Below are 17,912 nucleotides of genomic sequence, written 5' to 3'. Positions count from 1 at the left end.
CCTTAGTCCGACAGCCGCGCAAGAAATTCAAGCCGCAAACTCTTGTTCATCGATACGTAAAAGGCCCATAAGTCCTGCAGGGAATCGGACAAGATTCCGACAGGGGGGGAATTATTATGGCATCCGTTTACGACCGGCACGTCGATCTCAACCAGTTCATGGAAGGGGTGAAGAAACGCAATCCGGGACAGACCGAATTCATCCAGGCGGTGCAGGAAGTCGCGCAGGACATCTTCGAATTCATTGAGGACAAGGAAGAATATCACGAGGCGCAGATCCTGCGCCGGATCGCCGAGCCGGATCGCGTCGTGTCGTTCCGCGTGTGCTGGGAGGACGACAACCACAACATCCGCGTGCAGCGCGGCTGGCGGGTGCAGAACAACAATGCCATCGGCCCCTACAAGGGCGGCATCCGCTTTCATCCGTCGGTGACGGAGAGCGTGCTGAAGTTCCTGGCGTTCGAACAGACCTTCAAGAACTCGCTGACCGGCCTGCCGATGGGTGGGGGCAAGGGCGGCTCCAACTTCAATCCGAAGGGCAAGAGCGATGCCGAAGTCATGCGCTTCTGCCAGAGCTTCATGACCGAGCTCTATCGCCACATCGGCCCCGATACCGACGTGCCGGCCGGCGATATCGGCGTGGGCGGTCGCGAGATCGGCTACATGTTCGGCCAGTACAAGCGCATCACCAACCGCTGGGAAGGCGTGCTGACCGGCAAGGGCCAGGAATATGGCGGCTCGCAAATGCTGCCCGAGGCGACCGGCTATGGCGCGGTCTACTTCCTGCAGAACATGCTGAAGCATGGCGGCAAGGACATCGAGGGCCACACGGCGGTCATCTCCGGCTCGGGCAATGTCGCCACCCATGCGGCGGAGAAGATCACCCAGCTGGGCGGCAAGGTGCTGACCCTGTCGGACAGCGGCGGCTTCATCTACGATCCCGACGGCATCGACCAGGAGAAGATCGACTGGGTCAAGCATCACAAGACGCACACCCGCGGCCGCATCAGCGACTACGTCGACCACTTCACCGGCGCCACCTACCATGGCGACGGCGCCCGTCCGTGGAACGTATCGGCCGACCTTGCGCTGCCGTGCGCCACGCAGAATGAGCTGAACGAGGAAGAGGCCAAGGCGCTGGTGGAGAACGGCGTGATCGCCGTGTCCGAAGGCGCCAACATGCCGACCACGCTGGAAGGCGTGCACGTCTTCCACGATGCCAAGATCATGTACGGCCCCGGCAAGGCGGCCAATGCCGGCGGTGTCGCGGTTTCGGGCCTCGAGATGAGCCAGAACTCCGAGCGGATCAGCTGGAATCATGGTCGCCTCGCGGAAATGCTGACCGAGCTGATGGAAGGCATCCACGAAAAGTGCGTCGAGTACGGCGACCAGGGCGATGGCTATGTCGACTATGTGAAAGGCGCGAATATCGCCGGCTTCAAGAAGGTTGCCGACGCCATGCTCGCCTTCGGCGTCGTCTAAACCCCTTTATGTCGTGCCGCCTCCGGCCTATCGGGGGCGGCATGACTGACTATTCCAACATCCTCGTCGAACAGCTTGGCGCGGTCACGCTGGTTACCCTCAACCGTCCGCAGGCGTTGAACGCGCTCAACAGCGAAGTGCTGGCCGAACTGATCGCCGCCTTCACTGCCTTCGATGCCGACGCCAGCCAGCGCTGCGCGGTGCTGACCGGCAGCGGCGACAAGGCCTTTGCCGCGGGCGCGGACATCAAGGAAATGGCCGACAAGCCGGCGGCCGAATTCTATGCCGAAGACTTCTTCTCCGGCTGGACGGAGGAATTCACCCGCACAATCCGCAAGCCGTGGATCGCCGCGGTCAACGGCTTCGCGCTGGGCGGCGGCTGCGAGCTGGCCATGATGGCGGACTTCATCATCGCGTCGGACAAGGCGCGCTTCGGCCAGCCCGAAATCAACCTTGGCGTACTTCCCGGCATGGGCGGCAGCCAGCGCCTGACCCGCGCCGTGGGCAAGGCCAAGGCGATGGACCTGTGCCTGACCGGTCGCATGATGGGCGCCGAGGAAGCCGAGCGCAGCGGCCTGGTCGCGCGCGTCGTGGAGCACGAGAAGCTGCTCGACGAAGCGCTGGAAGCGGCCACGGCGATTGCCGCCAAGGCCCCGCTCGCCGCCATGGCCAACAAGGAAGCGGTCGACGCCGCTTTCGAGACGACGCTGGATGCCGGCCTCAAGTACGAGCGTCGCCTGTTCCAGGTGCTCGCCGCCACCGAGGACAAGGTGGAAGGCATGAAGGCCTTCGTCGAGAAGCGCGAGGCCGAGTGGAAGGGGCGCTAGGCGCCTAGTCGAGCGAGGCTGTCACCAGCGCCTTGCCTGCGGGAGCGAAGGTGACGCTGGCGAGGTTCCGGGCGAGCGCGCATTCGCCCGGCCTCACTACCTCGCCGCCGTCCACCAGCACTTCCCCGGCGATGGGGATCACCAGCAGCTTGTCGGCATAACTGTAGAGCAGACCATCGTCGGGCACGCCATGGACATAGTCGAGCCGGAAGGCGGGCCCTTCCACCAGTGTCGCGTGGCCGGTGGCGGGCAAGCGCTGGCGCAGCGCCCTGTCGTAGGGTGAACCGTCGGCCACCGCCATGCCGCGTTCCAGGTGCAGTTCGCGGTCGCGACCGTAATCGTACAGGCGATAGGTGATGTCGCAGTTCTGCTGCACCTCGATGATCGAGCAACCCGGGCCGATGGCGTGCACCGTGTTCGCCGGGATGTAGAAGAAATCGCCCGCGTGCACTTCGTGCCACGTCAGCAATTGCTCGATACTGCCGTCGAGCGCGGCAGCACGTATTTCATCGGCCGACAATTCCCGGTCGAAGCCGATGCCCAGCGTCGCGCCGGGTTCGGCCGCGACCACCAGCCAGCATTCCTCTTTGCCGCTTTCCCCATCCCCGTTCGCACAGGCCTGCTCCTTCGTCGGGTGGCACTGCACCGAGAGCTTTTCCGAGGTGAACAGGTATTTCACCAGCAGGTCGGGCATGTCCGGCGGCGGCGCGAACCAGATTTCGCCAATCCGCTTGCCTCCCGTCGCGGGGAAGGGCGGCGGCAGCGCTTCGCGGCCCCAGACTTTCTCGACGGTTTCGACAGGCAGGATCATTTCGCGTGCTTCTTTAGCAGCATGGCGAAGGCTGGAAAGTACCGACTAAGAAACTACTCGCCCTTTGCTGCAGTGCAGCGTATCAGTTTCTCTCGTGATCGGGGACACCGCCTTGCTGCTGCCTTTTCTCGCCCTGCTGGCTGCGGGCGCTGCGGCCGGGTTTGCCGGTGGCCTGTTCGGCATCGGTGGCGGCTTCGTGGTGGTGCCCGCGCTGGTGCTGATCCTGCCCTTGCTGGGCACGGCACCCGAACAATTGACCCACGTCGCCGTGGGCACCAGCCTGGCGACCATCATCTTCACCTCGCTACGCTCCGTTGTCAGCCACGCGCGCCGGGATGCGGTCGATCGCTCGGTGCTGAGAAGCTGGGCACCCTGGGTGGTGGGCGGCACCGTGCTGGGCGCGGTGGTGGCCGACCATGTCAGCTCCGCCACGCTGGCATTGATTTTCGGCGTCGGCGTGCTGGGCTTCGCCATCCATTTCCTCGTGCCCAAGGTGCACGACCGGCAACTGCTTGAAGCCATGCCGGGCGGCGCGGCGCGCGCCAGCCTTGCCAGCGGGCTGGGCTTGCTGTCCGCCCTGCTGGGCATCGGCGGCGGGACCATCACCACGGTCACCATGACCATGTGTGGCACGCCCATCCACCGTGCGATCGGCACTGCCAGCGGGATGGGGGCGATCATCGCCGTTCCGGCCAGCCTCGGTTTCATGCTGATCGGCCTCGACGAGACGGGCCTGCCGTGGGGTTCGCTGGGTTACGTCAACCTGCCCGCCGCTGCTGCGGTCATCGTCACCAGCGTGCTGTGCGCGCCGCTCGGTGTGGCGGTGGCGCACAAGCTCAGCCCGAAGCTGCTGCGGACCGTGTTCGGGCTCTATCTCGTCTTTGTCGGAGTAACGATGATCACCAACAGCTGAGGCAACAGGGGAACAGATATGACACTTGCGCGACGGACATTCCTTGGCGGCTCGGCCGCGTTGACGGCGCTTGCGGCAGCAGGCCCGGTGCGGGCGCAGGCCAGCGCCGGCACTTCGGCAGCCGACTTCTTCGGCCCCGGCGACGGCATCGCCATGCTGGCGCGCAACGAAAATCCCTACGGCCCGGCACCCAGCGCCCTGCGCGCCGCCAGCGAGGCGGCGACCAAGGGTTGCTATTATTCCGACCGCGGGCTGCGCATGCTGCACGAGATGATTGCCGAGCGGCACTCGGTCAGCCCGGAACAGGTCGTCGTTGGCGAAGGCTCGACCGAGATCCTCTCCGCCATCGCCCTGGCGTGGGGCCGCGAAGGCGCGATCCTGTGTCCCGGCCTGTTCTGGGATACCACCGTGCAATATGGCGAGCGGCAGGGCGTCACCGCCCGGCGCATTCCGCTGGCCGGCGACATGAACGTCGACATTCCCGCCATGACCGCGGCCTGCGACGACAGCGTATCGCTGGTGCAGATCTGCAACCCCAACAATCCCACCGGCATGCTGGTGGATGCCGCATCGCTTCGAGCGCTGGCTGCCGCCGTGACGCCCGGGGCGACCTTGCTGGTGGATGAGGCCTATAACGAACTGGCCGACGATCCGGCAGGCAACACGCTGGTGGACCTGGTGCGCGAGGGGCAGGACGTCATCGTCTGCCGCACCTTCTCCAAGATCTACGGCATGGCGGGCATGCGCGTCGGCTATGCCATCACCAGCGAGGAGAATGCCGAACGCATCCGCAGCCACATGATGAGCTTCGGCGGCAATACCTGCGGCCTGGCCGCGGCCATTGCCAGCTACAACGACATCGGCTTTCTCGAACAGAGCCGCGCGGCCATCCTCGAAGGACGGGCGATGATCCTCGATGCTGCTGCGCGCAGCGGCCTGACGGCGCTGCCGAGCCAGACCAACTTCGTCTATGTCGAGGTGCCCGATGCCGATGCGGTGCAGGCTGCCATGCGCGAACGCGGCATCCTCATCCGTCCCGCCTATGGCGAGTGGACGCAATATTCACGCGTGAGTACGGGTAAGCTGGAAGACGTGGCACGCTATGCCGCGGCCTTGCCCGAGATAATCGATGGCCTCAGGGCCTGACCAAAAGGGAGACGATAATGTTGCGCAAAGTGATGGCAGGAACTGCCTGTGCGGTGCTGGCTCTGGCCAGCGCACCTGCGATGGCGGACGTGCTGGTGGAAATCGACCAGGAGCATCTCAACACCGACGTGCCCATGCCGGTGTTTGCCGCCGATGCCAGCTGGCCGCGGCTGCCGGAGAACATGATCCTCGGCCAGGCCCCCGGCCTCGCAGTGGACCGCGAAGACAATGTCTGGGTGCTCACCCGCCCCAATTCGCTCGGCTTCACCGATATCGGCCGCGATGCCGAACCGCCGCTGACACAGGCTTGCTGTTCCGCCCCGCCGCATGTGCTGCAGTTCGACCAGGAGGGGAACCTGCTGCGCAGCTGGGGTGGCCCGGATCTGGCGCCCGGCGAAAGCACGATGGAAGGCCAGGGCCGCGAGGCCCGCGAAGTGGGTGACGAGCAGTGGCCCGCCAATGTCCACGGGCTGTTCGTCGATGACGATCTCAACGTCTGGATCGGCGGCAATGGCGGCGGCGACCACGTGGTGCTGAACTTCACTGCCGACGGCGAATTCATCCGCCAGATCGGCACCCGCCAGAACACCGATGGCAACATGTCCGAGCAGTATCTCGGCAACCCGGCCGACATTCACTACGACGGCGAAAGCGTGATCGTGGCCGATGGCTACATCAACAAGCGCATCATCGAGTTCGCCGGCGATGACCTGTCGTTCGAGCACCTGTGGGGTGCCTATGGCGCGGCGCCGGGCGGCGGCACGCGCGAAGGCGAGTTCGACCAGAGCCAGGCCTCGAGCACCGGCGACGGCGGCCCGAACCCGACCAGCGAAAGCTTCGGCGACATCGTCCACTGCGTCACCCGCGGACCGGACGACACGATCTATGTCTGCGACCGCCGCAACAACCGCATCCAGATCTTCCGCGAGACCGACGACGGCGTCGAATTCGTCGAGGACGTGATCATCGCGCTGGAAACCGGCGGCACGCGCACCGCGTCGGACGTCGCCTTCAGCCCCGACGGCACCTACGTCTATGTCGCCGACATGATGAACGGGCGGGTGTGGATCCTGCTGCGCGAGAACCACGAGATCATCGGCTGGTTCGGTCGCAACGGCCGCTATCCCGGCCAGTTCATCTGGCTGCACAGCGTCGATGTCGACAGCGAAGGCAATGTCTACACGACCGAGGTCAACACCGGCCGCCGCGTGCAGCGCTTCGTGATGACCGGGATGAGCGAATAAGGATCAGGCAGCCAGCGCTGCCTTGCCGTTCCACAGCAGGTCCGAACTGACGAGCGGCGTCCCGTAAAGGAGGCGCCGCTCGTCAGGATCGAAGCTTTCGCGGCGGTGCGCGCAGGTGCGGTTGTCCCAGATCAGGATGTCGCCGGCCTGCCACTGGTGGAGATAGGCAAATTCCGGCCGCGCGACGTGTTCGTAGATCGCATCGAGCAAGTCGGCGCTTTCCTGCTTGTCCAGCCCGGTGATGCGCGGGGCGGTGTCGATGTATTCGAGGATCTTGCGCGCGCCGAGGAACAGGAACTTGCGCCCGGTGACGGCATGACGCTGCACCAGCGGCACCTTGCGGAACAGGCTCTCGTCCTCGATGTCGGCCTCGTCCAGCGCGCCTTCGAAATCGTTGACCTGCAGCGGGAAGTGAATGTGCCGCCCCGCTATCCGCGCCAGCAGTTCGGGCGGCAGCGCGTCATAGGCGGCGGCTAGGCTGGCGATGCCGGTGCGTCCGCCCGCCTTCGTCACCTCTACCCCGTGGAGTGCGGTGGCTGGCGGCGGGGCGGCGTCGGTCCAGCGATCCTGGTGCCAGCCCATTTCGTCCGCGCCGAACTGGCCGACGTTCCTGCCGTCCTTCTCGATGTTGGAGACGAGCCGCAGCCCCTTGAAGCCATCGACGTCGATCGGTTCGTGATAGCGCGAGGTATCGGAACCGTCCGGCTCGCCCAGCTGGCGAATGAAGGCGACATATTGGTGCGGGGTGAGCACGGGTGAGCGGATCACCAGCGCCAGGTGTTCGTGGAACAGCGAGGCCAGTTCGTCCAACTGTGCACGCGAAAGCGGGGCCGTGGTATCCAGCCCCGCGATCTCCAGTCCCAGGTTATCGGCCAGCTTGCGTGTCTGCATCGCCCTCTCCCGCAGGAGAGGATGCCGCAATCAGGCCTCTTCGCGCAAGAAGATCTCCTCGATGGCGAGGCCGAAGACGTCGGCGATCCTGAAGGCCAGCGGCAAGGAGGGATCGTACTTGCCGGTCTCGATTGCGTTGACGCTCTGGCGGCTGACGTCGAGCCGGTCGGCCAGGTCCTGCTGGCTCCACTCGCGTTCGGCACGCAGGACGCGGAGGCGGTTCTTCATCAGCACTGCCCCCAGCTACCCATCGTCACCTTGTTGAAGATCCCGCCAACGCCCAGTCCGACGCACCAGAGAGTGGGCCACCAGAATGCCGCGACCGGCGGAACCGGCGTATAGGTTTCCAGGAAACCCCACACGGCGGCGGCTGTCAGCGTCAGTCCGGTCGCTACCATCACCTGGCGCACATAAAGGAGGCGCAGGAACTCGTCGCGCTCCTCGATGATGAGGCGGGTGAAAATCCAGAAGACGGCTGCGAAGGAAAGCCCGGGTACGGTCGCCAGAGCATAGGCCGGCACGCCGCTGAGCCCGCGATCCTCGATCAGCCATTCGGCGGCGAAGAGCGAGGTGAGGTAGAGCGCCATCGCGAAGACGATGCGCAGCAGGTAGCGCTTGACCTCGGGCTTCTTGTCGAGCTGGCTCATCATGCGCGCGCTCCCCGGAACGGATTGCAGCAGGTCACCCGGTCGGTGATCGACAGGTAGGCGAGCACCGGGCCGGCGAAGAACAGCGGTTCGGCAGCCTGTCGATCGACGAGACCGGTGGAAACCGAAAGGGCGAGGGCGATGAGGGCGAGTGCCCAGCAGAGCGCCTGTTGTGTGCGTGTCATGTCAACCTCCCTTGAAGTAATGTAAAGGAAACTAGACACACCTTGATCGAATGTCAAGCAACATTGACAAAGTGAGTGGTGTGCTTGACGCAAAATCTCGCAAAATGCTGAAATAACGCAAAGAAAAGCCCCGCCTGCACCATGCTGGCAGGCGGGGCCCTGGAGCCTCCGGGAGCGCCCGCAATGCGCTTCACCGGGGCTTGAGACGAATCAGAAGCGGCGGGTTACCCCCACGCGCAATTGCCGCGGCTCGACGATGCGGCTGTTCACGCCTTCGATGCCATCCGCCGGTTCGCCCGGCAGACGCACCGCATAAAAATAGTCGATGTCGTCGTCCTTGGAATCCAGCGCATTGAGCAGTTCGGCGTGGAATTCCCAGCCGCGCAGCATCTCGATGTCCTGCGGGGTCCAGGCAATGCGGGCGTTGACCAGCGTGGTGGCGTCGCCGCGCTGGGAGTTGTCCTCGATCAGCGGGTGCGGGCCGAGATAGCGGATACGCGCCGCCGCGTTCCAGTTGCGGAAGGCAGCCGAGACGCCCAGTTCGCCGGAATTCTCCAGCGCGCCAGGCACGAAGTTCTCGCCTTCGGGCAGGCCGACGAAACGCGAGGTGGTGCCAGTCCATACTGCGTCGACCGCCAGCCAGTCGTTCGGGTGCCAGAAGGCCGTGAACTCGTAACCGTGCCGCTCGCCCGGATCGGACGGTTCCACCGCGCCCGCATCGCCGACGTAGATCAGCTCGCTCTCGATGCTGCTCCACCAGTAGACGCCGGTTAGGATCAGGCCGTCATGCTCGAACCGCAGGCCGACTTCCTGGAAATCGCCCTCGACAAGACCGGGCGCGGGATCGGTTGGTGCGGTCACCCCGCGCGCATCGTTGGAATGGAAGCCTTCGCCGTAGTTCGCGTAGAAGGCGAGGCCGTCGAGCACTTCGTAGTTCACGCCGATCTTGGGGGCAAAGGTGTCGTCCGATACCTCGCCGCTCCATGACAGGGCACCCTCCAGCGCGCGGGTCTCGAATTCGTACCAGTCGCCGCGCACCCCGGCGATCACCATCAGCCGATCGACCGGGCGCCAGACGGCTTCGGCGTAGAGGCCGATGCTGGCTTCATCGACCGCGAAGGCACCGACGGTGAGTTCCTTCACGCCGGCAATCGTCTCGTCCAGCCCGACGCGGCTGATATCGTCGTAGCGCGCCTCCGCGCCGACTTGCAGCGAGAGCTGGTCGGAGAGCCGCGCGGTGTGTTCGATGCGGCCGCCGAAGGTCCACAACTTGTCGTACTGGCGCAGCTGGTCGCCGTTCACCGGGTCTTCGAGGAAGTAGGTGAAGTTGGACAGCAGGCTCCAGTCGTAGTGCTGCGCATAGGCGGTCACGCGCCAGCTGTCGGAGAGGTAGTTGGCGGTAAAGATGCCGCGTTCCGTGCTGCCGCGCAGCGTGTCGTCGAGCGTGCCGAAACGGTCGTCCACGAAGGTGCCGATGGCGCGTTCGGGCAACTGTTCGGTCGGCGCCCAGGTGGCGTTGAAGTAGTTGTAGCTGAGCGAGAGGTCGCCCATGCCCAGCGGCTGGGTGTATTTGACGAAGGCCGAGTAGCCGTCGAAATCCTCCGGCAGGTCCCACGGGCCGTTGTTGAACTTGGCTTGCCCCACCAGCAGCAGGTCGCCGCTGCCCACGCTCACCGAACCACCGCCAACCACGCGGTAGTAGTCGAAGCTGCCTGCTTCGGCGCTGACGAAGGGCTGCAAGCGATCGTGGGTGGTGATCTGGCTGGTGCCGACGAAGGAGAAGTCGCCCACGTCAGCGCGGTAAGGGCCCTTGCGGTAGTCGACCCGCGCCACCGTTTCCGGGATCAACCCGTTGACGTCGAGATAGCCCTGGCCATGGCCGTGGGTGCGGAAGTTCATCGGCACGTCGTCGAGATAGAGCGAGTAGTCGGTGCCATGGTCGAGGTTGAAGCCGCGCAGGAAGAACTGGTTGGCCTTGCCCCCGCCGGAATGCTGCGTGGCGATCAGGCCGGGCGTTGCCTCCAGCAATTCGCCGGGGCGCAGCAGCGGTCGGATCTCGATATCGGCACCGGCGACACCGCCCTCGCTGGCCGCGCCGGCCATGCCGATGCGCTCCTCACCGCGCCCGTAGACGAAAATGACTGGAGTTTCCTCGTCCGTGGCGGAGGTGTCTTCGTCAATCTCCTGCGCATGAGCGGGCAGGGCGCAGCACAAGGCGGCGGCAGAGGCGAGCAGGGCAGGGCGCAGCAGCGTGGAAGTCATCGATCACGCGTCTTGCCCGGCAGCTCTCGCCACGCACCGTAATTTACGGTAATCGCCACGTTACATGGACGTTACATCTCTCTTCCAGGCGGAAATAGAGCGCCTGCGCGCGGCCAATGTGCCCGGCGCCAGCGGGCGCCTGCGCGAACTGTTCGACTGGCTTGCCGAGCGAGGCCCCGAGGCCGACAGCGCGACGCAGGACGAGATCGCCCGTGAAGTTTTCCGTCAGGACGGCGCCGACGCAGACGATGCCACCGTGCGCGTCTACGTTCACCGCCTGCGCAAGAAACTGGAGGATCACTACGCCGCCAATCGTCCTGGCGAGGGTGGCGCCTGCGTCGAACTGCCATCGGGCACCTATGCGCTGCGGCTGGCCGGAGTGGCGGAGCCGCAGCGCGATACGATCGGCCTGCCGGGGCGCCCGCACACCCTGCTGTATGCCGGTGCGGCACTCGCGGTCCTGGCAATAGTCGCAATCCTCGCCATTATCGGCCGCACCTCTGCCCCGAACGCGATCTGGGAGCCCTTGGCAGACTCCGACCGACCTGTGCTGGTGGTGTTGGGCGATTACTATCTGTTTGGCGAAATCGACCCGGTGCGACCCGAACAAAGTCGCCTCATCCGCGATTTCCGCGTCGATTCCGCTGCCGACCTTGCCGCCCTGCAGGAGGCAGAACCTGAACGCTACGACTACGCCGAGGACGTGGGCCTGACCTACCTGCCGGTCGCCTCCGCCTACGGCTTGCAAGCCGTGATGCCGGTGCTGGCGAGGGCGGAAAAGGACGTGACCGTCATTGCCGCCAGCGAGCTGGAGCCTGACATGCTCAATCGCTTCGACCTGATCTATGTCGGCCTGCTATCCGGCATGGGCCTGCTGGAAGAACAGGTGTTCGCCGGCAGCGGCCTGCGCGTGGGCGAAAGCTACGACGAACTGATCGACCGGCAGAGCGGACAGCGTTGGACCAGCGACGAGGCGCGCCGCCTCGCTTCCCCGGTCTTCTACCGCGACTACGCCTTCGTCACACGCTTTACCGCCAGCACCGGGGCGCAGCTGCTGGTGATCGCCAGCGAGCGCGAGACGGGCCTGCGCGGCATCAGTCCGATCATCGTGGCCGACGAACTGCCTGAGGGCATGGGGGACGCGGCCGATGACGGAGCGTTCGAGGCGCTGGTGCAGGTTACCGGCCAGCAAGGCGCAGATCTCGATGATCGCGTCATCTTTGCCCGCCCGCGGCCCTGACCAAGGGTTGGCGACCGGCAAATTCCTGCCCGAAAGTCCGTGGGCTTCGTTATCTTGCCATTCACCCTGCCGCTCCTACATACTCTCTTGTGAAAGGATGCGTGTTCGATGAGTGAAAATCGCGAGCCTGAAAATGGCGGTGGCGGCAACCCCTGGGTGAAGAGCCTGATGGTGTGGGGCGGGATCTTCCTGGCCCTGCTGCTGGCCGTTTCGATGTTTGGCGGCCCGCGCGAAGCGCCGGGCACGGCGATCGCCTATTCCGATTTCAAGGACAAGGTTGCCGAAGGCAGCGTTGCCGAGGTCACCATCGCGCCCGACCGCATCAGCGGTGTGCTGAAGAACGAGGAACGCTTCACCACCACCCCGATTTCCGATCCCGGCCTGGTCCAGCAGCTGGACGACGCTGGCGTCGAATATACCGGCACCACGCCGGAAGAACCGAACGTGCTGCTCTACGTGCTGATCCAGGCACTGCCATTCCTGCTGATTCTCGGCATCGCCTTCTTCGCGCTGCGACAGGTGCAGAAGGGCGGCGGCAGTGGCGCCATGGGCTTCGGCAAGTCCAAGGCCAAGCTGCTCACCGAAAAGCAGGGCCGCGTAACTTTCGAGGACGTGGCCGGCATCGACGAGGCGCGCGAGGAATTGCAGGAAATCGTCGAATTCCTGAAGGACCCGCAGCGCTTCTCCAAGCTCGGCGGCCAGATCCCCAAGGGCGCGCTGCTGGTCGGCTCGCCCGGTACGGGCAAGACGCTGCTCGCTCGCGCCATCGCGGGCGAGGCGCGCGTGCCCTTCTTCACCATTTCCGGTTCCGACTTCGTCGAGATGTTCGTCGGCGTCGGCGCCAGCCGCGTGCGCGACATGTTCGAGCAGGCGAAGAAGAACGCGCCGTGCATCGTCTTCATCGACGAAATCGACGCCGTGGGTCGCCACCGCGGCAACGGCATCGGCAATTCCAACGACGAGCGCGAGCAGACGCTGAACCAGCTGCTGGTGGAGATGGACGGCTTCGAGGCCAACGAAGGCATCATCATCATCGCCGCCACCAACCGTCCCGACGTGCTGGACCCGGCGCTGCTGCGTCCGGGCCGTTTCGACCGCCAGGTGGTGGTGCCGATCCCCGACATCGACGGGCGCGAGAAGATCCTTGCCGTGCACATGAAGAAGGTGCCGCTGGCGCCCGACGTGAACCCGCGCACCATCGCCCGCGGCACGCCCGGCTTCTCCGGCGCGGACCTTGCCAACCTCGTCAACGAAGCTGCCCTGCTGGCCGCGCGCCGCAACAAGCGCCTGGTCGCCATGCAGGAGTTCGAGGACGCCAAGGACAAGGTGATGATGGGCACCGAGCGCAAGTCCATGGTGATGACCGAGGACGAGAAGAAGATGACCGCCTATCACGAGGCCGGCCACGCGCTCGTCTCGCTGAACGAGCCGGCGTCGGACCCCATCCACAAGGCCACCATCATCCCGCGCGGCCGTGCGCTGGGCATGGTGATGCGCCTGCCCGAACGCGACAACTACTCCTACCACCGCGACAAGATGCACGCGAACCTCGCGGTATCGATGGGTGGCCGCGTGGCCGAGGAAATAATCTTCGGGCACGACAAGGTGTCGAGCGGTGCCTCGGGCGACATTCAGTACGCTACCGACCTTGCTCGCAACATGGTCACCAAGTGGGGCATGTCCGACAAGCTCGGCCCGCTGATGTACGAGCAGAGCCAAGAAGGTTATCTCGGCATGGGCCAGACCACCCGCACCATGGCGGGCGCGGACACCAACAAGCTGATCGATGCCGAGATCAAGGAACTGGTCGAAGGCGGTCTCAACCGTGCGAAGCAGGTGCTGACCGAGCAGGAGGACAAGCTCCACCTGCTGGCACAGGCGCTGCTCGAGTACGAGACGCTGACCGGCGACGAGATCAACCAGCTGATGGAAGACGGCAAGATCGATCGCCCGGACCAGCCGAGTGGCCCGATGCCGGTGCAGCCCAAGCACGGCTCGCTGGTACCCAAGGCGGGTAAGCGTTTCGGTGGCGGCGAGGCCCCGCAGGGCGCCTAAGCAGCTTTCCTACCGGTCCGAAAGAAATTGAAGGGCGGCGCAGCGATGTGCCGCCCTTTCTTCGTTCAGAAAGTCCCGAGCCAGAGTAGCACCTGCACGAACAGGCCGACGATGATCCAGATGAAGGCGCTCATGACCAGCAGGCGCCAGAAGGCCGAAAAGCGGCTCAGCTCGTAGGCTCCGCGCAGCTGTTTGTAGAGGTGGATCGGAGGGATGATCAGAAGGCCGGCTATTACCAGCCCACCGGAGACGCCGACCCTGCCCAGGATCGATGCGACGATGAAAAGCAGCGTCATGAAGCTGAGCGAGTAGGTGACGAAAATCGCATGATCATAACCCCGAAACCGGCGCTTCCAGAAAAACAGCAGCCAGACGAAGGGGATCGAGATGGGGATCAGCAACCAGGAGAACTTATAGGCGTTGGCCTGCAACTTGTAGACCATGAGGCTGGGATTCTCGCGCCACTTGCCAATCACGGTATCAAGCCAATCGACACCGGTGCTGTTGTCCGCCAGTTGGTCGAGGCCCATCTGCACCGTTGGCGCACCGACGGTGTCGGTCGGTTCCTCGCCCGAAAGCTGTTCGTCGCCATTGTCCGGCGTCCCGGTTGGCGCTTCGCTGGGAGTCGCGTTCGGGGCCCCGTTGATGAAGGTTTCCAGCACACGGATTTCCGCGATCACTTCGTTTCTCTCGGCCGTGGAGAGATCCCCGTCCTCGAGCTGCTGGCGCAGGTTTGCGAGTTCATCGCTGGCCGTCGTACGCGCTCCATCGAGGGAGCTTTCCGGCAACTCCGTACTCGACAGGTCGGTGGGCGCAGTGAAGCCGACCATCTGAAACACGGCAAACATCAGGAACACGGTGAACAGGAACAGCGCCATGGGCGAGACGAAGCGCGAGCGCTGGCCTTCGATATATCGGCGCGTCAGCTTGCCGGGCTTGAAGGTGAGCATGGGCAGCGTCCGCCACAGCTTGCCTTCGAAATGCAGCGCACCATGCAGCAGGTCGTGCATGAAGGCGCCGATGGTGCGGTGGACATGGCCCATCTGGCCGCAAGCGTGGCAATAGGCGCCTGTCAGCGGCGTGCCGCAGTTGAGGCATTTTTCGGGCTGGTCCGGGTGCGGCCTCCTGGCGCCGGACTCGGGCTCCAGTGCCCGCGAGAACAGTCCGCCCTCCGCGGCCGTTCCCATCCCTTCGATCAGATCGCTCATGTTCTCGCCCCGTCAGTCGACGGCATCCTACCCGCCACCAACGCCCATGCAAGCGCGCGGGCGGGAGGACGCACAAAACAAAAGGGCCGCCCCTTGCGGAGCGGCCCCTTTGGTTAGCCGAAGCTGCAGCGATCAGCCGTCGTAATCGGCACCGATCGAAGTCGAACGGGTCGGCGCGGCGGCCGACAGGCGCATGGCCTCTGCCGACTGGCTCAGCGAACCGATCTCGTCCGCCTCGTCTTCCTCGTCGGGCAGGATGGTCTGCAGCGACTGAACGAGCGATTCGGTCAGCTGCTTCGGCTTGATCGTCTGTTCGGCGATCTCGCGCAGGGCGACGACCGGGTTCTTGTCGCGATCGCGATCAACGGTCAGCTCCGCACCGCCGGAAATCTCGCGGGCGCGCTGGGCAGCCAGCAGGACGAGATCGAAACGGTTGGGGACTTTGTCGACGCAATCTTCGACGGTAACGCGCGCCATGGGGCACTCCAGAAATAGGTGTGTCAGGAAAGGGCGCGAAATAGGCGGGGGCACCGCTTCCGTCAAGGTTTTCCTGAGGAGGGAGGCGGGCTACCACGCGGCATGGACAGCGCTGCCACCAGCTATCGCGATCCCGAACCCTTCGGTGCCGAAGCCCATGGCCTGTCCTTCACCTTCTATCCCGCCGGCAAGGACCGCAGGACGGCGCTGTTCGAGATCATCGACGGTGCAAGGCAAAGCCTGAAGCTGGCCTTCTACATTTTCGCTCAAGACGAAGTGGCCCGCGCAACGCGGGACGCGCTGGTCGCAGCGGTGCGGCGCGGCGTCGAGGTAACGGTGATCGTCGACGGCTTCGGCTCGGAGGCGGACGAGGAGTTCTTCGAAGAATTTATCGAAGCGGGTGGGACCTTCCTCGTCTTCCTCGCCAAGTGGACGCGCCGGGCATTGGTCCGCAACCATCAGAAGATCGTCGTGGCCGACGAGAAGGTGGCCATGCTGGGCGGCTTCAATATCGACGACGGCTATTTCGCCCCGCCGGAGGAAAACGGCTGGAACGACCTCGGCTTCCGGGTGGAGGGTCCGGTGGTGGATCGGGTTTCGGAGTGGTTCGGCGAACTGGTCGAATGGGCCAGCGACGAGCGCTCGCAGTTCCGGGACATCCGCCGTCGCGTGCGTTGCTGGGAAGGTGGCGAAGGCCCCGTGCAATTGCTGATCGGCGGACCTTCCCGCCAACTCTCCAGCTGGGCCGCGCGCGTCAGCGACGATCTGCAGCGGGGCGAGCGGCTGGACATGATCATGGCCTATTTTTCGCCCAACAAGCCGCTGCGAAAGGCCTTGTGGCGCATCGCCCGGGAAGGGGAGGCGAACTTCGTGCTGGCGGCCAAAACCGACAATGGCGCGACCCTGGGGGCGCACCGCGCACTGCACGGGCCGCTGCTGGATGCCGGTGCGAAGATCTGGGAATTCCAGCCCTGCCGTCTGCACACCAAGCTGATCGTGCTGGACGACACGGTCTATCTTGGCAGTGCCAATTTCGACATGCGCAGCCTCTACCTCAACCTCGAGATCGTGCTCCGGATCGAGGATGCCGAGCTGGCCGAGCGGATGCGCAGCTTCATTCGCGAGCACTTGCCCGCCTGCGAACCGATCACGCTCGAACTCCACGCCAAGCGCGCGACTCTTTGGACCCGCGCGAAATGGTGGGCGAGCTGGTTCCTCGTCTCGGTGCTGGATTACAGCGTCAGCCGGAAGCTCAACCTCGGCCTGTGAGCGCCAGGCTCATTGCCGGACACGAAATATCCGGGCCACGCTTTCGGCACCCCGATACAGATCCTCCTGCGAAACCGTCGAAGCCCGGGGGGTGCCGACAATGGTTGCCATGCCCGCTCCGGTATCCACGAAGAGCACCATCCTGGGGGACTGGAGGGCGGGATTCTCGAAGCTTCGAGCGGCGGGCGCTTGGGTTGCCGGGGCCGGCTCCAGATCGAACCGCAATCCGGAAAATTGCCCGATACCGACCCGGGCGCAGTTGGACAGCACGTACTCCATGTCCTCTTCCTGCCGGCGCGCGTAGTCCCGCAGCGAGACCTGCTCTTCCCAGGAGATGATGAACACGTAGCTCAGGTCCGGACTCGACCGCAGCGTGGCTGTGCCCAGCACACCGGTTGGACTGCCGTCGACAAGGCTCACCTGCACCTGCGGGTCATTCATGCAGATTGCGAGCGGCGGATTCACGGGAAGACAGGGGTCTGCGACCCCAAGCAAGTACCAGGAGAGCGCTCTCGTCGAAAATGGATCGTTGGAGATGTGAAAGGCGTCGAGGTCGTAACCATTGTCGCTCAGGTTCGCTCTCGCCTCGGCCATCGCCTCGTCGCTTCCCGCAAGGGCTTCCGGATCGAAGAAGAAGTTCACCCGGTTGTCGAGCACGAGTGGCCCGAGCACGTCGTATGCATCGATACCCGTGGCCTGTTCTTCTCCGGACAAGAGCAGGGCAGATGCCTGATCGCCCCAGCGGTGCAGGTCGACCAGGTCGTATCGGCTCTGGCGGAACTCTATCGTCAGGTCGTCGCCGCAATCGGGAGAGGCCGCTTCGACATATCGCCGCAACAACTCCCGCTCTGCGCTCGCCTCGTCGGGATCGGCTAGGTAGGCCGCAACCTCGCAGGGGCCTTCATGATGGTAGCCGCCGAAGCCGGGAATATGTTCGCTCAGGCACAGCTGCCGTTCGACCGAATGGGCAGCGCCCGGTTCGGTCTGACAAGGGAGCTGGGGCGATGTCGGGGACTCTGCTCGACGCATGTCCTGTGGCTGCGCGAGCGCGCCGGTCCCGCTTCCGAGCAGGATTGCTCCGAGAAGCGGCAACAGCCGTGCGGCCAGTGCGCAATGACCGGCTTGCAAGCTTGGCGGATTTTTGGCCTTGCAGCTCACCTCTTCTCCCGCTGCCAACCTGGGCTGGTGGCAGGCCGACATTAGTTGGCCGAGGAACCCGCCGACTATGATCGACATCAATCGGCAGGCAATGCGCT

Annotated in this window: 17 protein-coding genes; 8 read left to right on the top strand and 9 right to left on the bottom strand. The window is 64.7% G+C overall.

All coding sequences use genetic code 11. The features are described 5' to 3' along the window. Positions 1 to 116: 116 nt before the first annotated feature. Complete coding sequence (gdhA, locus tag OZN62_RS07675) at positions 117 to 1,481, top strand: NADP-specific glutamate dehydrogenase (RefSeq protein ID WP_269098956.1); 1,365 nt, start codon at positions 117 to 119, stop codon at positions 1,479 to 1,481. A 41-nt stretch (positions 1,482 to 1,522) separates the two neighbouring features. Next, positions 1,523 to 2,308, top strand: coding sequence for an enoyl-CoA hydratase-related protein (locus OZN62_RS07670; RefSeq protein WP_269098954.1), 786 nt, complete (start codon positions 1,523 to 1,525; stop codon positions 2,306 to 2,308). A 4-nt stretch (positions 2,309 to 2,312) separates the two neighbouring features. On the opposite strand, the gene OZN62_RS07665 is transcribed toward OZN62_RS07670, so the two are convergent. Continuing rightward, a complete protein-coding gene (locus tag OZN62_RS07665) occupies positions 2,313 to 3,119 on the bottom strand; it encodes a class I mannose-6-phosphate isomerase (RefSeq protein WP_269098953.1) in 807 nt (268 codons plus the stop codon). Positions 3,120 to 3,213: 94 nt separating this feature from the next. Between OZN62_RS07665 and OZN62_RS07660 the strand changes: the two genes are divergently transcribed. From OZN62_RS07660 to OZN62_RS07650, 3 genes are read left to right on the top strand one after another with little or no spacing between them, the layout of a single operon-like run. Further along, positions 3,214 to 4,032 carry a sulfite exporter TauE/SafE family protein gene (locus tag OZN62_RS07660; RefSeq protein WP_269098950.1) on the top strand — a complete coding sequence of 273 codons (819 nt, stop codon included), beginning with the start codon at positions 3,214 to 3,216 and terminating at the stop codon, positions 4,030 to 4,032. 18 nt (positions 4,033 to 4,050) lie between these two features. Then, positions 4,051 to 5,178: a pyridoxal phosphate-dependent aminotransferase gene (locus tag OZN62_RS07655; protein WP_269098947.1), complete on the top strand. Its 1,128-nt coding sequence runs from the start codon at positions 4,051 to 4,053 to the stop codon at positions 5,176 to 5,178. Between the two features lie 17 nt (positions 5,179 to 5,195). Further along, complete coding sequence (locus OZN62_RS07650; protein WP_269098945.1) at positions 5,196 to 6,422, top strand: hypothetical protein; 1,227 nt, start codon at positions 5,196 to 5,198, stop codon at positions 6,420 to 6,422. Between the two features lie 3 nt (positions 6,423 to 6,425). Here OZN62_RS07650 and OZN62_RS07645 read toward each other — a convergent pair whose 3' ends face one another. From OZN62_RS07645 to OZN62_RS07625, 5 genes are all read right to left on the bottom strand, one after another. Beyond that, the gene (locus tag OZN62_RS07645; RefSeq protein WP_269098944.1) at positions 6,426 to 7,313 is read right to left on the bottom strand and encodes a TauD/TfdA dioxygenase family protein; all 888 of its coding nucleotides are present in this window, start codon (positions 7,311 to 7,313) and stop codon (positions 6,426 to 6,428) included. A gap of 30 nt (positions 7,314 to 7,343) precedes the next feature. Next, positions 7,344 to 7,541 carry a helix-turn-helix transcriptional regulator gene (locus OZN62_RS07640; protein ID WP_269098943.1) on the bottom strand — a complete coding sequence of 66 codons (198 nt, stop codon included), beginning with the start codon at positions 7,539 to 7,541 and terminating at the stop codon, positions 7,344 to 7,346. After that, the gene (locus tag OZN62_RS07635; protein WP_269098942.1) at positions 7,541 to 7,963 is read right to left on the bottom strand and encodes a hypothetical protein; all 423 of its coding nucleotides are present in this window, start codon (positions 7,961 to 7,963) and stop codon (positions 7,541 to 7,543) included. The genes OZN62_RS07640 and OZN62_RS07635 overlap by 1 nt, the downstream gene beginning before the upstream one ends. After that, positions 7,960 to 8,145, bottom strand: coding sequence for a hypothetical protein (locus OZN62_RS07630; protein WP_269098940.1), 186 nt, complete (start codon positions 8,143 to 8,145; stop codon positions 7,960 to 7,962). Before OZN62_RS07630 ends, OZN62_RS07635 begins: the two co-directional genes overlap by 4 nt. A gap of 210 nt (positions 8,146 to 8,355) precedes the next feature. Next, the gene (locus tag OZN62_RS07625; protein WP_269098939.1) at positions 8,356 to 10,407 is read right to left on the bottom strand and encodes a TonB-dependent receptor; all 2,052 of its coding nucleotides are present in this window, start codon (positions 10,405 to 10,407) and stop codon (positions 8,356 to 8,358) included. A gap of 64 nt (positions 10,408 to 10,471) precedes the next feature. On the opposite strand from OZN62_RS07625, the gene OZN62_RS07620 reads away from it, so the two are divergent. Next, positions 10,472 to 11,647 carry a winged helix-turn-helix domain-containing protein gene (locus tag OZN62_RS07620; protein WP_269098937.1) on the top strand — a complete coding sequence of 392 codons (1,176 nt, stop codon included), beginning with the start codon at positions 10,472 to 10,474 and terminating at the stop codon, positions 11,645 to 11,647. A gap of 108 nt (positions 11,648 to 11,755) precedes the next feature. Next, on the top strand, positions 11,756 to 13,702 hold the full coding sequence (ftsH, locus tag OZN62_RS07615; RefSeq protein ID WP_269098935.1) for an ATP-dependent zinc metalloprotease FtsH: 1,947 nt from the start codon (positions 11,756 to 11,758) through the stop codon (positions 13,700 to 13,702). A gap of 65 nt (positions 13,703 to 13,767) precedes the next feature. On the opposite strand, the gene OZN62_RS07610 is transcribed toward ftsH, so the two are convergent. Then, positions 13,768 to 14,910, bottom strand: a complete 1,143-nt coding sequence (locus tag OZN62_RS07610) for a DUF3667 domain-containing protein (protein WP_269098933.1) — start codon at positions 14,908 to 14,910, stop codon at positions 13,768 to 13,770. Between the two features lie 132 nt (positions 14,911 to 15,042). Next, on the bottom strand, positions 15,043 to 15,387 hold the full coding sequence (gene rpoZ / locus OZN62_RS07605; RefSeq protein WP_269098932.1) for a DNA-directed RNA polymerase subunit omega: 345 nt from the start codon (positions 15,385 to 15,387) through the stop codon (positions 15,043 to 15,045). A 102-nt stretch (positions 15,388 to 15,489) separates the two neighbouring features. On the opposite strand from rpoZ, the gene OZN62_RS07600 reads away from it, so the two are divergent. Then, a complete protein-coding gene (locus OZN62_RS07600) occupies positions 15,490 to 16,656 on the top strand; it encodes a phospholipase D-like domain-containing protein (protein ID WP_269098931.1) in 1,167 nt (388 codons plus the stop codon). A 9-nt stretch (positions 16,657 to 16,665) separates the two neighbouring features. Here OZN62_RS07600 and OZN62_RS07595 read toward each other — a convergent pair whose 3' ends face one another. Beyond that, positions 16,666 to 17,892, bottom strand: a complete 1,227-nt coding sequence (locus tag OZN62_RS07595; RefSeq protein ID WP_269098930.1) for a hypothetical protein — start codon at positions 17,890 to 17,892, stop codon at positions 16,666 to 16,668. Positions 17,893 to 17,912 lie beyond the last annotated feature (20 nt).

Origin of the sequence: Aurantiacibacter sp. MUD11, assembly GCF_026967575.1 — a bacterium.
Taxonomy (GTDB): domain Bacteria; phylum Pseudomonadota; class Alphaproteobacteria; order Sphingomonadales; family Sphingomonadaceae; genus Alteraurantiacibacter.
The sequence above is the reverse complement of the archived record's forward strand: the minus strand, read 5'-3'. Positions and strand labels throughout refer to the sequence as shown.

Coding starts and splice junctions, on each gene's coding strand:
- OZN62_RS07600 (WP_269098931.1), top strand. CDS start 15,490: ATGGACAGCGCTGCCACCAGCTATCGCGATCCCGAACCCTTCGGTGCC.
- OZN62_RS07610 (WP_269098933.1), bottom strand. CDS start 14,910: ATGAGCGATCTGATCGAAGGGATGGGAACGGCCGCGGAGGGCGGACTG.
- OZN62_RS07665 (WP_269098953.1), bottom strand. CDS start 3,119: ATGATCCTGCCTGTCGAAACCGTCGAGAAAGTCTGGGGCCGCGAAGCG.
- OZN62_RS07645 (WP_269098944.1), bottom strand. CDS start 7,313: ATGCAGACACGCAAGCTGGCCGATAACCTGGGACTGGAGATCGCGGGG.
- OZN62_RS07655 (WP_269098947.1), top strand. CDS start 4,051: ATGACACTTGCGCGACGGACATTCCTTGGCGGCTCGGCCGCGTTGACG.
- OZN62_RS07640 (WP_269098943.1), bottom strand. CDS start 7,541: ATGAAGAACCGCCTCCGCGTCCTGCGTGCCGAACGCGAGTGGAGCCAG.
- OZN62_RS07635 (WP_269098942.1), bottom strand. CDS start 7,963: ATGATGAGCCAGCTCGACAAGAAGCCCGAGGTCAAGCGCTACCTGCTG.
- rpoZ (WP_269098932.1), bottom strand. CDS start 15,387: ATGGCGCGCGTTACCGTCGAAGATTGCGTCGACAAAGTCCCCAACCGT.
- OZN62_RS07650 (WP_269098945.1), top strand. CDS start 5,196: ATGTTGCGCAAAGTGATGGCAGGAACTGCCTGTGCGGTGCTGGCTCTG.
- OZN62_RS07620 (WP_269098937.1), top strand. CDS start 10,472: ATGGACGTTACATCTCTCTTCCAGGCGGAAATAGAGCGCCTGCGCGCG.
- gdhA (WP_269098956.1), top strand. CDS start 117: ATGGCATCCGTTTACGACCGGCACGTCGATCTCAACCAGTTCATGGAA.
- OZN62_RS07595 (WP_269098930.1), bottom strand. CDS start 17,892: ATGTCGATCATAGTCGGCGGGTTCCTCGGCCAACTAATGTCGGCCTGC.
- ftsH (WP_269098935.1), top strand. CDS start 11,756: ATGAGTGAAAATCGCGAGCCTGAAAATGGCGGTGGCGGCAACCCCTGG.
- OZN62_RS07670 (WP_269098954.1), top strand. CDS start 1,523: ATGACTGACTATTCCAACATCCTCGTCGAACAGCTTGGCGCGGTCACG.
- OZN62_RS07625 (WP_269098939.1), bottom strand. CDS start 10,407: ATGACTTCCACGCTGCTGCGCCCTGCCCTGCTCGCCTCTGCCGCCGCC.
- OZN62_RS07630 (WP_269098940.1), bottom strand. CDS start 8,145: ATGACACGCACACAACAGGCGCTCTGCTGGGCACTCGCCCTCATCGCC.